The organism is Mesorhizobium sp. M1217 (genome assembly GCF_040318275.1).
GTDB lineage: Bacteria > Pseudomonadota > Alphaproteobacteria > Rhizobiales > Rhizobiaceae > Mesorhizobium.
This window is the reverse complement of the sequence record NZ_JAMYMA010000004.1, coordinates 123,476-138,875: the sequence shown is the minus strand read 5'-3', so window position 1 is coordinate 138,875 and position 15,400 is coordinate 123,476. Positions and strand designations below refer to the sequence as shown.

Genomic DNA, 15,400 nt, shown 5'->3' with positions numbered 1-15,400 from the left:
CGATGCTCAATGTTGCCAGCGTGATGATGAAAGGATGCGGCAGTCGGCCGAAGACATAGAAGAGCCCGTTGATCGCGCCGACCGCGGCACCGCAGCCAACCATCACCGCGATCACAACGATGGCGGGGGCGCCAGCATGAAAGCTCAGCGCGCCAACGACGGAAGCCAGCGCAAGGTTCGAGCCGACGGAGAGATCGATGCCGCGTGTCAGGATGACCAGATGCTGGCCCATCGCCACAACCGAGATGACGGCCGTCTGGGCGAGGATGTTGCTGAGATTGCGTCCTGTCAGGAAATAGGGTGACAGAAAGCTGAGGACGGCGACCAGCAGCACCAGGATGACGACCGGACCAGCGCTCAGCAGCATCAGGCCAAGCGCAAGGCCGGGGACGGCTTCTGACTTCCTGGATGCCGGCAACGCGGCCTCGCCGACAGTCGTGCCGGTGTTTCCCGTTTCAGGCAAATTTCCCCTCCCCGCCGCAGCTTGTGCGAGCCGCGTCGTCAAAAACTCAATTCGTGCCTCTTCTTATCGATAAAAAACAACCAGCAGGGTCGGGTCAAGTTGTTTTTTATGGATAAAGTTCATGCTAAAAAGGACAAGGTATTGTTCCAAAGGAAAATCCGATGAGAACGGACACCGTCTACAAGAAGGCCCTTCAATCGAGCTGCAAATATGCTGCGCGACGGACAATTGGCCGGCGAACTTCCTTCCGAAAATGAGCTTAGACGGCGAATGTGCGTCAGCCGCACAACCGTCCGAAAGGTTTTGCGAGAACTTGTTAACCGCGAACTTGTCACCGAACGCCACGGCCTCAGAGCGACGGCCGCGCGGTCGACGACAACGACTACTATCCGGACGCCGAAACTACGCCTCGCGCCAAACATGTCGAACAGCAGTTCATGGAGTGGATGCTGCGGGGTGACACCAGGCCCGGAACCAGCATCAATGAGCTTGAGCTTGCACGGCAATTCGGTGTTGCGACCAATGGAATTCGCGAATTCCTGATCCGCTTCAGCCGGTTTGGACTGATCGAGAAAAGGCCGAATACAGGCTGGCTTTTCAAGGGTTTCACTGAAGACTTTGCACTTGAGCTCTTCGAGATCCGGGTGATGTTTGAACTGCGTTCGGCACAACTGTTTTCACTGCAGCCGAACAGCTCTCCGCTATGGTCGAAACTCGCCGCGCTCAAGATGGCGCATGCCGACCTGCTGGAGCGAATTGAGAGCCGCTTTCACGACTTCTCCGGCCTGGATAACCGGTTCCACCGGCTTATAAACGAGGCATCACCGAACCGCTTCATCGATGACTTCTACGACATCATCACGTTCATTTTTCACTACCACTATCAGTGGAACAAGCAGGACGAAAAGCAGCGCAACCTTGCCGCAATCCACGAACACATTGCCTATATCGATGCGCTTGAGAGCCGCAACGCCACTCGGATTGAGGTAGCCTGCCGAGCGCATCTGGCTTCAGCAAGGGAAACACTGATGCGTTCGCTTACGGGATTTGATGAAACGAGCATCAATGCATAACGAAAGAGCTTTGAACCTGGGGGGCAAACAGCGCGATGCGGGCGTTTATGATCCGAAGCCGAATTGCGGTGACAATGCCCTTCCAGAAAGGGAACCGACGCACCCCTTTGAGACGCGTCGGAAGAAGGTCTACGCGTGGCGGATTTCTGTCCCAAGCACGTTCAGGCACTCGCGGATAAACGCTGCAAGCGCCGTCCAGCCCTTGGCTGAAACCATCGTGCCGTCGACATATGCCTCCGTTGGAGACAGGTCGATATAGGTGCCGCCCGCAAGCGTCACTTCGGGCTCGCATGCCGCCAGTGCGCCGACCTTCTTGCCACGCACGACGCCGTCTACCGCAATCAGGATCTGCACGCCGTGGCAGATCGTGAAAATCGGCTTTTTGGTTTCGTGGAAGTGGCGCACCATCGCCTGCACGCGCTTGTCGGTGCGGATGTATTCGGGCCCACGACCGCCGGCGCAGTACACAGCGTGGTATTGCTCCAGCTGCTTCTCAGCGTCGGAAAAGGTCTTGTTGATCAGCGCATAGTGGCCGAGCTTTTCGGTGTAGGTCTGATCGCCCTCGAAATCGTGCAGCGATGTTTTGATCAGGTCTCCGGCGCTTTTGTCTGGGCACACAACGTGAACCGTGTGGCCCACCGCTTCCATCGCCTGCTGGTAGACGAAGATTTCGTATTCCTCGGTGAATTCACCGGTCAGCATTAGGATCTTTTTGCCTGGCATGGTCGTACCTTTCCTGTGACAACGGCCGGGCGAGACCTGTACTCGCCCGGTGGGTTTGACTTTCTAGAAGGGTGAATCGGGGAAGTATCCTTGGCACTGGCCTGTGATCAAAGACATCGGGACAGTCTCAGTCGAACGCCAGCAACAAACGGTCGCGGGAATGCTCGATATGGCGACGCATCGCCTGCTCGGCAGCGGCAGGATCGGCCGCAGCGAAAGCGGCCAGAATGGCCTCATGCTCGTCGAGCGCCTCCTCGGTGACGCGCGAATGGAACATCAGGCGAAATATGTGGAAGTGGGTATGCTGGTGCGCCAGCGTCTCGCGCACGAGTTCGTTGTTGGCGAATTCCATGACCTTGTCATGGAAAATGGCATCCTGGCGGGCGAAGTTGGAATACCTCAGACGCTCGTCCTTGCCTTCACGGCGCGCCATGACGCCCGCCGATTCCTGAAGCTGTGCGAGCTTTACCTCGTCCATGAGCGCGGCTGCCTTGGCCGCGCCATGAGGCTCGAGCAGCAGGCGAAGCTCGTAGAGCTCGTCAAACCGTCGTTTCGTGATCTGCGGCGCAGCGCGGTAACCGATCAGATGCGTCTTCAGCACCAGGCCTTCGCCTTCGAGCCGGCCGAGCGCCTCGCGGATCGGCGTGTGGGAGACGTTGAATTCCTTGACCAGACTGTCGACCGTGATGCGCGAGCCCGGCGCAATCTTCAGCGACATGAGTTGCGCAAAAATCGCTTCGTAGACGTCCTCAACCAGGCTGCTGGAGCGCTGGATACGCCCGCCGGCGAGGTTCGGTTCATCTAGACTGGGTAAGTTCATGGCCTGCATTTTTTGCCCCTTGACACATTGAGTTGCTAACACGATGCTTCGGCCAATGCAATCCTATATCCTATACGATTTTATAGAGGATATAATTTGAGGCTGTTTCAAGACAAAGCAATCGTACTTGCGGTGGCCCTGCTGGAGCAGCGGGCCGACTCCGCGGGCCGGGCTTCCTCACCGTCCGAGCCTGAACGGACCGTCAGCGCTCCGGGCGATGGTTCAACGCGTCGGAACGCAAGCGTGCTGCAAGTGGGGTTTGACGTCAAACCCAGCCTTTGGGCCGAGTTGAACGGCCTTTCGCATTCCAATCCAGACATCATCACAGGATGCAGATAATGAGCCTTTTCGCTGCCATAAGGCTGCCGCGCGAAATCCTCTTCGGGAAGGGCCAACGCCACGTCATTCCGGTTGTCGCGGCCAGGCTCGGGCGTCGCGTGCTCGTCTGCACCGATGAACGTTTTGCCGCAACGGGCCCGTTTGGAGAGATCGTCGCGGCGCTGCGAGCCAGCTCGATAGACGTACTGGTGCATGACCGCGTGCTACCCGACGTTCCCCGGGACACCGTTGCCGTCTGCGTCGAGGAAGCACGGAGGTTCGCGCCCGACATGGTGATCGGCATTGGCGGCGGCAGTTGTCTCGATATGGCCAAATGCGCCGCGTTGCTCATCACTCACGGCGGTCAGCTCCAGGATTACTACGGCGAGTTCAAGGTGCCCGGCCCGACGCTGCCGCTGATCGCGGTGCCGACGACAGCCGGCACGGGCTCTGAAGTGACCCCGGTCGCCGTAATCTCCGATCCGGATCGCACCCTGAAGGTCGGCATCTCCAGCCCATATCTGATCGCGGCCGCGGCCATCTGCGACCCTGAACTGACGATGACATGCCCGCCGGCATTGACGGCGATCGCAGGCGCCGATGCGCTGACGCATGCAATCGAGGCCTTCACCGCCGTCAGGCGGGGGACCGATCCCGGCCTTCCGCAGAAACATGTCTTTATCGGCAAAACCGCTTTGACCGATCATTTCGCCCTGCTGGCGATCAAGCTGCTTGGCCGAAGCCTTGAAACGGCATACCGCCAGCCCTCTGACGAGGACGCCCGGGCCGACGTGATGATGGGTGCACTGGCCGCCGGCTGTGCGTTCGGAACGGCCGGCACAGCGGCAGCGCACGCCGTGCAATACCCGGTTGGCGCGATAACCCACACCCCTCACGGACTGGGTGTCGCCACCATGCTGCCATACGTCATGAAGTACAACAAAACAGCCGCAGCGACCGAGATGGCCGAGATCGCCGACGCGCTCTGCCTCGATGCAAAGGGCTGTACGCCCGAAGAGTTGGCCGACGCGACCATTGGCGAGGTCAGTCGGCTGTTTGGGGCAATCGGGATCACCCCCTCGTTGGCCGAACTGGGGCTGCCCGCCGATAAGCTCGATTGGACGGCCGAACAAGCGATTGGTATCGAGCGCCTCATCAAGAACAATCCGCGTCCATTCGACTTGGGGTCCATGCGACGCCTGGTCCAGGCCGCCTTTGATGGCGACCTCGCCAGCATCATGTAACAATCGGGAATATCGAGATGAACACGTTTTCACAGGTTCTGTCGGATGATCAGGGAATCAGCGACTTCCACACAATCTCGCACGGGCTGTATATTGGCGGCCAATGGCGCCAGTCCGCGGATGGCAGGGTGATTCCGGTCGTCGATCCTTCGACCGAGGCTGTCATCGCCGCTGTGCCCGATGCGACCGTGAACGACGCGGCCGCTGCCGTTGACGCCGCTGCCAAGGCAGCCCATGGCTGGCGGACAACGTCGCCGCGAAAGCGTTCCGAGATCCTCAGACGCTGCTTTGAACTGATGACGGAACGATCAGAGGCGCTCGCGACTCTCATCGCATTGGAAAACGGCAAGGCTCTGCGGGATGCCCGCGGCGAGATCGCTTATGCCGCGGAATTTTTCCGTTGGAATGCCGAGGAGGCCGTTCGCATTACTGGCGAATTCGGTATTGCGCCTTCCGGCACCAATCGCATCGTGGTCGACTACGAACCGATCGGTATCTGCGTCCTGATCACGCCTTGGAATTTTCCTGCCGCGATGGCGACCCGCAAGATCGCGCCAGCACTTGCCGCTGGATGCACGGTGATCTTGAAGCCAGCCAGCGAGACCCCGCTTACCGCCTACGCGCTGGCCGCGCTCTATCAGGACGCAGGCGTGCCACCGGGGGTGGTCAACGTCCTGACGACCTCCAGTCCCGGCCCTTTGACAGCCGCCATGCTGGCCGACCCGCGAGTGCGCAAGCTCTCCTTCACCGGTTCGACGGGTGTGGGTCGCGCTCTGCTGGCAGAGGCTGCCAGGCATGTGGTTTCGTGTTCGATGGAACTCGGCGGCAACGCACCGTTCATTGTGTTCGACGACGCTGATCTCGAAGCGGCGCTCGATGGCGCAATGGTAGCCAAGATGCGTAACGCCGGTGAGGCCTGTACGGCCGCCAACCGCCTCTACGTGCAATCTGGCATTTACGAAGCCTTCTCGGACGGCCTCAAGAAGCGGATGTCGTCGCTCAAGGTCGGCCCTGGCACCGACCCGGACACGGAATGCGGACCCATGATCACGAAAAAGGCGGTCGAGAAGATAGATCGCCTTGTCATCGACGCGGTCGCACGCGGCGCGCGGGTCATGTGCGGCGGCTCAGTCCTGTCCGGAACTGGTTTCTTCTACCCTCCTACAGTGCTTCGCGACGTGCCAGGCGACGCAAAGATGGCGCATGAGGAGATATTCGGGCCCGTGGCGCCGATCTCGAGCTTCGACACCGAGGCTGAGGTCATCACACGCGCCAATGACACCGAATATGGGCTTGCTGCCTACATCTACACGCGCGATCTGGCGCGCGGCATGCGGGTGGCCTCCCGGATCGAGGCCGGGATGATCGCTGTCAACCGGGGGCTGATGTCCGATCCGGCGGCCCCCTTCGGCGGCGTTAAGCAGAGTGGGCTCGGCCGCGAGGGAGGGCAGCATCACGGCATTGCCGAGTTCATGGAGGCGAAATACCTCGCCATCAGCATGTGAGCGGAGAAAGCATGCAAGACGATCCCTTTCGCATCCGCGACCACGTCGCGGATTTTGACGAAATCGTGCAGGACTTCGTTGGCCGCAGCGAGGCCGCCCGCGCCACCATTGCGATGACCGCGGACGTGGCCTGCGGACCGGATCCGACCGAAACCATGGATCTGTTCTTTCCCCCGGGGAAAAGAACGGCGCTGCCGGTGCACATCTTTGTCCATGGCGGCTACTGGAGAATGTTCTCCAAGCGCGACTATTCATATGTCGCGACGACGATTACCCAGGCCGGGGCCATTGCCGTCATCCTTGATTATGCTCTGATGCCCAAGGTCCGAATGGCGACGATCGTCGACCAGGTGCGCCGCGCCAAGCAGTGGATCCTGGCCAACATCGCCGATCATGGCGGAAACCCGGCGGCCCTGACTGTCAGTGGTCATTCGGCTGGAGCACATCTTGCAACGTTTCTGTTCGACGGCGAGCATACCCCCTCGAATGTGAGGGCAGCCCTTCTGCTGAGCGGGCTCTACGATTTGAAACCGCTCCAGGATTCCTTTCTCGCCGACGAGATTGGAATAACCGACGAGGAAGTCGCCATGTTTACGCCGCTCGCCTGTCGGCATGATCCTCAAACCAGGGCGGCGGTTCTGGTCGGAGCCAATGAGACGCCACCCTTCCATCAGCAAGCCGATCGATTCAAAGCAAGCTTGGTGCGGCAGGGATCGTTGGTAACGTCGCATGTGCTCCCGAACCGCAACCACATGGACAGTGTCAGAGATCTTGGCGTGCCAGGGACGGAGGCTGCTGATTGCCTGACAGAACTGATCGCCAAGGCCCGCTGACTACCCTGCCGAGATACCGCTCACCCAGCGCAGCTTGACCGCAAGCGGTCCGCATTCGCTCCGGATGAGTTCGAGGCGACATCGCGGATCCCTGCGCCACTGCGTCCAGCCGCTGGTATCCACGTCCTAAATGTCGATGCGCTGCTCGCTATCCGGATCGAACAGGTTGACGCTCGCCGGATCGACGGCAAGAAATATTGGCTCTTTGCGCCGGCCGGCAAACCTCGGCGGCAGGCGCGCGATGATCGCGTTCTCGCCGACCTGCACAGTCACCATGGTTTCAGGCCCGGTGGGCTCTACCACGTCGATCTCCCCAATGATCGAAGCTCGATTCTCCGCAACGGTTCTCAGCTCTTCAGGCCGTATGCCCAACATCACCGGTCGCTCAGAGCCCACCTGCCGGTTCCGCGTCGGCAACACGATCGATACACCGCTCGCTTGAAACCGGACACCCTCCGAATCCGGGACCAGTCGTCCGGCAAGGAAGTTCATTGCCGGAGATCCGATGAAACTTGCCACGAACATATTGGCGGGCCGTTCATAGATGGTGCGCGGATCGCCCAATTGCTGGATGTAGCCGCTTTTCATGACGGCCACCTTGGTGCCCAGCGTCATCGCCTCGATCTGATCATGCGTGACATAGACGATGCTCGTGCCGAGACGCTCGTGCAGGCGCTTGATCTCCGTGCGCATTTCCACGCGAAGCTTGGCATCGAGATTGGACAATGGCTCGTCGAAGAGGAACAGCTCCGGGTCGCGCACGATCGCGCGGCCCATCGCAACGCGCTGCCGCTGTCCGCCCGAAAGGTTGGCGGGGCGTCGATCGAGCAGATGGGAGATTTGCAACATTCGCGCGGCATCTTCCACGGCACGCGTGCGCTGGTCGGCGCCCACGCCACGCATTTCCAATCCGAAGCCGATATTCCTCGCGACCGACATGGTGGGATAAAGCGCGTAGGATTGGAACACCATCGCGATATTGCGGTCCTTGGGCGCAAGGTCGAGGACCGAGCGTCCACCGATCAGGATGTCACCGCTGGACGTGTCGTCGAGGCCGGCAATCATGTTGAGCAAGGTCGACTTGCCGCATCCGGACGGCCCGAGCAGAACCAGAAAGCCTCCGTCCTCGAGCTCGATGTCGACCCCGTGAAGAACCTGTACGGAGCCATAGGACTTGCGCACGTCCCTGATGGAAAGTGTCGCCATGCGAAACTCCTAACCTTTGATGGCGCCTGCAGTCAGCCCCTGGACCATGGTTCGCTGGACAATCGCGAAGAGAACGATGACAGGGATGATGCTGAGAATGCCGCCTGCCGCCAGAACGCCCCAAGGAAGCTGGAACTCTCCGACCATCAGTTGCAGGCCCACGGGCCAGGTGCGAGACCCCTGCCCCGTCGTGAGCATCAGGGCGAACAGGAACTCATTCCAGGCCGCGATGGCAATGAACACCGAACTTGCGACCAGGCCGTTCCGCGCAAGGGGCATGACAATACGGACCATGGCGCCAAGCCTTGTCGAGCCGTCGATGCGAGCCGCGCTCTCGAGTTCCTTAGGTGCCGAATCGAAGAACCCCTTGAGCATCCACACGAACAGCGGCAGCAGGAAACTCGTATAGGCAAGCGCTAGGCCGAAACGGCTGTCGACGAGCCCCACACCGCGCATAACAACATAAAGGGGAATGATCATCATGACTGCGGGAAACATGCGAACGACAAGATAGCCGAGCATGAGCTGATCTCGGCCTCGAAACGCGAAGCGAGAAAATGCATAGGCGGCAAGCGTGCCCGTGACGACGCAGATCGTCACCGTCAGCAAGGTAACGACGAGGCTGTTGCCTATAAGCCGTGGGAAACCCGACTGCGTCCAGATGGCGACATAATTGTCGAAGGTAACGCGGCTCGGGAGGTACTGCATCGTCTGGGTGACAATGTCGGCCTCATATTTGAGGGATGTCAGGAACATCCAGATCATCGGACCGATGCAGAACACCGTCAGGCTTGCGAGCACGATGTAGGTGGCGATGTTCGCGATCATCCGCCGGTGACGCTTGCTTTCAATCATCGCCCTGTCCTTTGGTAATCCTGGAGATGCGGATATACCCGGCCGCGAAGATCATCAGGGTCACGAACATCACCACCGACAGGGCGGATGCGTAGCCGAAATTGAACTCCTTGTAGGCAGTCTGAAAGGCGTACAACGACAGCACTTGCGTGGCATCTCCCGGTCCGCCACCGGTGAGAATGAGGAGCAGATCGGGCGAATTGACCAGACCGATGACGCGCAGGATCACTGCCGCCGCGATGACGGTCTTGAGCATGGGCAAGGTGATCAGCCTGAGCTGCGCCGCCAGGCCTGCGCCGTCGACCGCCGCTGCCCTGTAGAGATCCTCGGGAATACCCTTCAGGCCCGCGAGCAGCAGCAGCGCGAAGAATGGAAACCCATGCCAGGCCTCGACGAGAATGGTCGCCGCAAGCGCAGTATTGGGATCAGCAAACCATGCCTTGTAGGCCTGCAGGACGCCTAGCCGGACAAGAAGATCGTTGATGACTCCGAGCCGCGGATCGAGCAGCAAGGCCCACATATGGCCCGCTACGACATTGGGCAGGAAGTAGGGAAGCAGGATGAGCACGGCGAAGATTTTCGTGCCCGGCAAATCCCTGTTGAGAGCTGTCGCGGCGAGCAGACCAAGCGATAGTTCCAGCACGACCGCGGCAGCAACCCACACGACGGTGTTCTTCAATGCGATCCAGAATACCGGGTCTGACCACATCGCTAGATAATGTTTGAAGCCGACCCAGCCATCCAACCCGGGACGCGTCAGACGCATCTCGCGAAAGCTGATTGCCATGCCGTAAAGCGTCGGATAGGCGATCACGAGAAGGATAAGGGCGAGGCTGGGAAGGAGCAGCAAATACATCCAGTATCGGGTCTCGGATAGTTCGCCGAGAGCCCGCATAGGCAGATATCTGCTCGAGCTTATTATCATGAATCTGCGATGCGAAAGCACCGTCCCGTTGCGTTCTGAGCACGGCTGCACGTCCGGGGATCAGCGGAGCGCCGCCTCCAGGCCCTGGATCATGCGGTCTACTGCCTGTTCCGGCGTCGACTGACCCGTCAGCACCGACTGGAAAGCGGGATTGACGACATTTTCGGACCAGCCCGCGGCGCCGACGAAATTGTTCGGCAGGCGTCCGAACTTGAGCGTTTCCGTCGCCGCATTATAGATCGGATTGCCGGTGATCCGCTGATCCTGCAGCGCAGCGGCGGAGGCCGGAAAATAGCCGGTCCCCTCGAGCAGGGCCAGGGCAGCGTCCGTTTGGCCCCAGAAGCTCACCCACCGCCAGGCAGCCTCGATATTGTCTTCCTTCATGACGCCGTTGCCGGCGTACGCGACGCGAGCGACATGCGCCTTCGGACCGGCCGGCATCGGCGCGGTCGAGAATTGTTCGCCCTGCTTCATCGCACTCGAGATTTCGTTCAGCGAACCGGTATGATGCCACACCATCGCAGTCTGCCCGGTGCGGAAGGCTTCCATGATCTGACGGTAGCTGTCGTGGGGCGCGCTCGGCGGCACGACCTTTTCCTTCAGGAAGAGATCGGAATAGAACGTTATCGCCTCAATCGCCGCGGCCCTCTCGATGGCCGGCTGCCCATCCTTGACGATCGGCGAGCCGAACGCCTCCATGACATCGATGACATATTTGAAACCGCCGGCGCCGGCGCGCATGCCGAAGGCATACCTGCCCTTCGAAGGATTGGTCAGTTTGCGGGATGCCTGAAGGAATTCGTCGAAATTTCGGGGTGGCCCCGCCAGTCCAGCTTCCTCGAAATAGTCTGCGCGGTAGTACATCCAGTCAACGAAGGCGAAGGCGGGAACCGCATAAATGACGCCATTGCTTGAAAGCCCGGTCCAGCGGTTGTCGGGAAAGTTCGCCTTGCCCTCCCACCCATTCACGCGCTCGGTAAGATCGATCAATCCCTCCATCGCGGTAAGATCGGCGAAGCGCTCGGCGATCACCATGGCGGTATCGGGACGCCCGCCGGCCAGCACGGCCGATGAAACCTTGGCCATATATTCCGAGTTCGGGATGTTTTCCTGGGTCACCGCCACATCTGCATTGGCCGCCTGAAACAATCCGATGATCTTGAGTAAGCTGGCCATTTCCGACTGACTGGTGAAGTGGTGCCAGTAACTGATGGCACTCGCGGCACGGGCACCACCAATGCGCCCTGCCATCGCGAGGGCCGCCGAACCCACGAGAAACTGCCTTTTGTTCAACCGCATGCGAACCTCCAAGATATCAGATCAGCAGACTGATCGATCAGTTGGAGTGTTGGGTAACATCATTTCCCAAGCCGTGCAACCGCGCCGGAGAGGCAAGCAACGACGTGTCAGACCAGACCAAGGTTCCGCTGCATGGCCGCCTGGAAATGGGACTGCAGCTTTGCTTCGGCAGCGTCGGCATTCCTGGTGCTGCAAGCCTCAAGGATGTCGAGGTGTTCCTTCAGTGTCCGGATCATGATTGGCGAGGTGAGTTTGCTGTCCAGCCGCAACAGACGTAGATAATTGTGCATGCGCCGATAGGTGCTATCGATCAAGGGATTGCGCAGCGCGCCGATGATTGCGCCATGCAGCTCTCCCTCCAGCGCATCCATCTCCTCCAGTTGCTCCTTTCCCACACCCTCCCGTTCGATGCGCCGGACCAGCCGGGAGTGCCGCATTTCCAAGGCATTCATGACGGCTTCATCGCCCTGCTCGGCAAAGACCCGAATTGCCGATCGCTCTATGATGGCGCGGAATTGGTAGGTGGCGCGCGTGAGCTCCATGCCAGGTTTTATGAACTGGATTCCGGAGCGTGGATGGATGGTGAGAATTCCTTCCGCCTCGAGCTTGCGCAGAGCGTCACGAAGCGGAGCGACGGGCACGTCAACGATCGCGGACAGTTCGCTCTGCGAAACGAATGCCCCGACCGGAACGCGCCTGTCGAACAAGCGTTCCAGAATTCGTTCGTAGGCAACATCGCTCATACGGGTGGCCGCCACCAGGGTATGAGAGATGGCTTTTGCTTTGCCCGCCACTTGCGGCACCTCCATTGATTCGGTACTGAGACATCTTAGCTGATAGATCAGTGCGTTGTCATAAACGATCAGAAAGCCCCTGTGATGAGCCTTTCGCATTTTCGTATAACCCGATTTCAGTTCGCCCGCGACCGGGTAATCGGGGACAGTCAGGTTCGAGCCGACGATGTAAACGTCGCTGCGCTGGAACTCGTTTCGAAAAGTGGTGAAGTGGGACTGGGCTTCATCCAGACGCTCTTCAATCCCCTGCCCGACCAGACTGAGATTGAGACCGTTTTCGAAAACGAGGTTTGGCCGGGGCTGAAAGGACATAAGGCGATCGCGCTGGTTCATCGTGTGAACCGCCCGCGCGGTGGCAATCAGCGGGCGTACTCCCTGCCTTTTCATGAAGCGATCCAGGTGGCGCTTTGGGATCTTGCGGCAAAGGAAGCTGGCCTACCCCTTCACGTGCTGCTCGGCAGTCGTCGCAACCGTGTGAAAGCCTACGCCAGTGGCCTCGATTTTCACCTCGACGACGATGCTTTCGTCTCCTTGTTTTCCCACGCGGCGTCGCTTGGCTATTCCGCTTTCAAGATCAAGGTCGGCCACCCGGATTTCGATCGCGATCTGCGGCGCCTGGAGCTGTTGAAAACCTGCGTGCCGGCAGGCTCGGAAATCATGATCGACCCGAACGAGGCGTGGACCTCGAAGGAAGCGCTAATGAAATTGGTGGCGATCCGCGATGCCGGCCACGATCTTCTCTGGGTCGAGGATCCAATCCTGCGTCACGACCACGAAGGATTGAGAATGCTCAGGCAGGCAATGACATGGACTCAGATCAACAGCGGCGAGTATCTGGATCTTCAAGGCAAACGGCTTCTTCTGGAAGCCCACGCAGCCGACATCCTGAATGTCCACGGTCAAGTCACCGATGTTATGCACATTGGTTGGCTGGCCGCCGAGCTCGGCATCCCGGTCAGCATCGGCAACACCTTTCTGGAGATCGGCGTGCACATGGCGGTCGCGCTGCCGGAAGTCGAATGGCTGGAATATTCGTTTCAGAACTTCGATCATCTGGTGGAACAGCCCATCGAAATCCGGGACGGCTACGTCTATGCGCCCGATCGACCTGGCCATGGATTGGTACTGTCCGAAAGAGCGCGCGGCGAATGGATGAGACCAAGGCGCCTGATACGGTCGGAACTGGGTACCGCGCCAGAAAATGCACGCCTCCCTGGCAAGTGAGTGAATGACCGAGCCAGCTTGGGAGTTGGCGATGCATGGCACAATTCACGCCACCTCGAAGACCACATGTCCGAAGAACGTGCCGACACGATGCGCGCGATCATCTCCTGGGGCGCTACGCGGAGTTGTTCGGCTACGACGAGCCGTCGAAGCAATTCGACCTCGAGAACCCGGCGTGAGCGAGTTCGCAGGGCTGTCTTCTCAGGAACATTCCATGATTTCGATCGAACAGGCTGCCAATTAATTTGGGCATCGTCCTGCCGCGCGGGTCCGGGATCGGGTTCCTCGGTGCTGGAATTATGTTTCTCAAGAAGGAACTGAACGTGTGCGACCTCAATACTGCGCCGACCCGCTGGTCTTCCGCCGCGTTCGGCGTCCTCGCCAAGCCCGCCGGACGCTCCTCGCCGCGGTCGCGGCTGGTTAACCGAGTTCGAGCCCAGTTTCTCGTCCGTGTGGTCTGCCGCAATCCCGACGTCGGCATCGGTCATCTGAGCCTTCGGCGCCTCGACCGCCCCGATCTGAAGAGCACCCGCGCGTTTCGAGGTAACGTCCAGCAATCGGCGACAACCCGCAACCAATGCCGGTTGAAGCTGTTGTGGGACGGCTCGGCCCCGAGCCTGCGGTTTCGGCAGCGCGATAGTCTAGGGCGTCGAGACCTTGATAGAGTGTCGAAGATAGCTTCCGGCCTGGTTTCCACCGCCATACGAACTGCGGCGGGTGATCAATTGGCTGTCACATGAACCAGCTCATGAGCATTCCGACCATGCACATCGCCATAGCGATCGTGGAGGCCCATCCCAGCCAGCGCAGCCAGCCCTTGACGGTGAAGTCGCCCATGACCTTTGGCTGGGCTGTCATTATCATCATGACCGTCATGACCGGAACGGCGACGACACCGTTGACGACGGCTGTCCAATACAGCGCCTTGATCGGATCGATTGGACCGAACGTGATCGCTGCTCCGAGCCCCGTGGCCGCGGCAAGAGTGCTGTAAAACGCCACAGCCTCCTCAGGTCTGCGCGACAACCCCACGGGCCATCGTCTCGCCTCGCCAATGGCGTAAGCCGCCGCGCCGGCCAGGATTGGTACCGCCAGCAACCCTGTCCCGACGATGCCGAAAGCGAAGATAGCAAAGGCAAAATCGCCGACGATCGGCCGCAGCGCCTCGGCCGCCTGAGCGGATGTCTCGACGTCGGTGATGCCGGCTTTGTTCAAGGTCGCCGCGGTCGCGAAGATGATCGCCAGCGCGATGACGTTGGAGAATGCCATGCCTATGAGAGTGTCGGCGCGTATTCGCGAGAACGCGTCGACCGCCTGACGTGGAGCCCTCAACAACGATTTTCTGCGATGATTTGCGTGGACCTCTTCGGCCTCCTCTGACGCCTGCCAGAAGAAGAGATAGGGCGAAATCGTCGTGCCGAAGATAGCGAGAAGCGTAGTGAAGAACTCGTTGCTCCAGACAATTCGCGGGACCAGCACGCCACCCAGTGCTTCGGCCCAGGGAACTTGCACAGCAAACACGACAGCGACATACGAGAACAGGCTCAACGTCATCCATTTCAAGATGAGCGCGTAGCGATCGTAGTTCACGAAAACGATTCCAATTACGCAAATGGCTGCGAACAGGACGACATAGAGAACGGTCGGGCCGCCGATTAGAAGCTTCGTCGCATCGGCCATGGCGCTGAGATCGGCGCCGATGTTGACGGTATTTGCGATGAACAGAAGAGTTACGATGGACTGTAGAAGCCAATTCGGATAGTGGCGGCATAGATTGCCTGCGATGCCGTGGCCGGTGGTCCTTCCGATGCGCGCACTGATTTCCTGAATCGCGACCATCAGAGGATAGGTCAGCAGCATCGTCCATCCGATTGCGAACCCGAGTTGGGCCCCCGCCTGGCTATAGGTGCCGATCCCGGATGGATCATCGTCCGACGCGCCAGTGATGAGGCCCGGCCCCAGTCTGCGGAGGATCGTCTTCTTCACGGGAGAGACAGATGAACTCGGTCGATTTTTCTTGGAAGCCGCCAGCTCATCCATTGCGTCGGGTCCACAGAGCAAAGCCAGCAGCACCAGTAGCTGCCGCGATTTCGCCAATACCAATACCGTAGAAACGTG

At 59.7% G+C, this 15,400-nt stretch carries 13 protein-coding genes and 2 pseudogenes; 6 read left to right on the top strand and 9 right to left on the bottom strand.

Annotated elements, in window-relative coordinates; translation table 11 throughout:
• Window positions 1-46 precede the first annotated feature (46 nt).
• Window positions 47-232 (bottom strand): annotated as a pseudogene (locus tag NKH37_RS08155) (ABC transporter permease); the annotation flags it as partial.
• Window positions 233-624: 392 nt separating this feature from the next.
• Between NKH37_RS08155 and NKH37_RS08145 the strand changes: the two are divergent.
• Window positions 625-1,536 (top strand): annotated as a pseudogene (locus tag NKH37_RS08145) (GntR family transcriptional regulator).
• 129 nt (window positions 1,537-1,665) lie between these two features.
• Here NKH37_RS08145 and NKH37_RS08140 read toward each other — a convergent pair.
• Window positions 1,666-2,259, bottom strand: coding sequence for a DJ-1/PfpI family protein (locus NKH37_RS08140; RefSeq protein WP_023718517.1), 594 nt, complete (start codon window positions 2,257-2,259; stop codon window positions 1,666-1,668).
• Window positions 2,260-2,386: 127 nt separating this feature from the next.
• Window positions 2,387-3,079 (bottom strand): GntR family transcriptional regulator, encoded by a 693-nt coding sequence (locus NKH37_RS08135; RefSeq protein ID WP_352484920.1) that lies wholly within the window; start codon window positions 3,077-3,079, stop codon window positions 2,387-2,389.
• Between the two features lie 338 nt (window positions 3,080-3,417).
• On the opposite strand from NKH37_RS08135, the gene NKH37_RS08130 reads away from it, so the two are divergent.
• The 3 genes from NKH37_RS08130 to NKH37_RS08120 are packed head-to-tail and all read left to right on the top strand — an operon-like array spanning window position 3,418 to window position 6,979.
• A complete protein-coding gene (locus NKH37_RS08130) occupies window positions 3,418-4,641 on the top strand; it encodes an iron-containing alcohol dehydrogenase (RefSeq protein ID WP_352484915.1) in 1,224 nt (407 codons plus the stop codon).
• A 17-nt stretch (window positions 4,642-4,658) separates the two neighbouring features.
• The gene (locus NKH37_RS08125) at window positions 4,659-6,146 is read left to right on the top strand and encodes an NAD-dependent succinate-semialdehyde dehydrogenase (protein ID WP_352791942.1); all 1,488 of its coding nucleotides are present in this window, start codon (window positions 4,659-4,661) and stop codon (window positions 6,144-6,146) included.
• Between the two features lie 11 nt (window positions 6,147-6,157).
• Window positions 6,158-6,979 carry an alpha/beta hydrolase gene (locus tag NKH37_RS08120; RefSeq protein WP_502895978.1) on the top strand — a complete coding sequence of 274 codons (822 nt, stop codon included), beginning with the start codon at window positions 6,158-6,160 and terminating at the stop codon, window positions 6,977-6,979.
• 126 nt (window positions 6,980-7,105) lie between these two features.
• On the opposite strand, the gene NKH37_RS08115 is transcribed toward NKH37_RS08120, so the two are convergent.
• The 5 genes from NKH37_RS08115 to NKH37_RS08095 form a co-directional block, all read right to left on the bottom strand.
• Window positions 7,106-8,185: an ABC transporter ATP-binding protein gene (locus NKH37_RS08115; RefSeq protein ID WP_352484911.1), complete on the bottom strand. Its 1,080-nt coding sequence runs from the start codon at window positions 8,183-8,185 to the stop codon at window positions 7,106-7,108.
• Between the two features lie 9 nt (window positions 8,186-8,194).
• Window positions 8,195-9,040: a carbohydrate ABC transporter permease gene (locus NKH37_RS08110; RefSeq protein WP_352484910.1), complete on the bottom strand. Its 846-nt coding sequence runs from the start codon at window positions 9,038-9,040 to the stop codon at window positions 8,195-8,197.
• Entirely contained in the window at window positions 9,033-9,896 is an 864-nt protein-coding gene (locus NKH37_RS08105) for a carbohydrate ABC transporter permease (protein ID WP_245278558.1), read from the bottom strand. Before NKH37_RS08105 ends, NKH37_RS08110 begins: the two co-directional genes overlap by 8 nt.
• Before the next feature lie 129 nt (window positions 9,897-10,025).
• Entirely contained in the window at window positions 10,026-11,264 is a 1,239-nt protein-coding gene (locus NKH37_RS08100; protein ID WP_023718523.1) for an extracellular solute-binding protein, read from the bottom strand.
• A gap of 107 nt (window positions 11,265-11,371) precedes the next feature.
• Window positions 11,372-12,391, bottom strand: coding sequence for a GntR family transcriptional regulator (locus NKH37_RS08095; protein ID WP_352849011.1), 1,020 nt, complete (start codon window positions 12,389-12,391; stop codon window positions 11,372-11,374).
• 3 nt (window positions 12,392-12,394) lie between these two features.
• Between NKH37_RS08095 and NKH37_RS08090 the strand changes: the two genes are divergently transcribed.
• Together NKH37_RS08090 and NKH37_RS08085 are read left to right on the top strand one after the other, a co-directional pair.
• A complete protein-coding gene (locus tag NKH37_RS08090; RefSeq protein WP_352588847.1) occupies window positions 12,395-13,282 on the top strand; it encodes an enolase C-terminal domain-like protein in 888 nt (295 codons plus the stop codon).
• A gap of 299 nt (window positions 13,283-13,581) precedes the next feature.
• The gene (locus NKH37_RS08085; protein ID WP_353040958.1) at window positions 13,582-14,022 is read left to right on the top strand and encodes a hypothetical protein; all 441 of its coding nucleotides are present in this window, start codon (window positions 13,582-13,584) and stop codon (window positions 14,020-14,022) included.
• On the opposite strand, the gene NKH37_RS08080 is transcribed toward NKH37_RS08085, so the two are convergent.
• Window positions 14,015-15,322, bottom strand: coding sequence for an NRAMP family divalent metal transporter (locus NKH37_RS08080; protein ID WP_353007186.1), 1,308 nt, complete (start codon window positions 15,320-15,322; stop codon window positions 14,015-14,017). The genes NKH37_RS08085 and NKH37_RS08080 overlap by 8 nt on opposite strands.
• Window positions 15,323-15,400 lie beyond the last annotated feature (78 nt).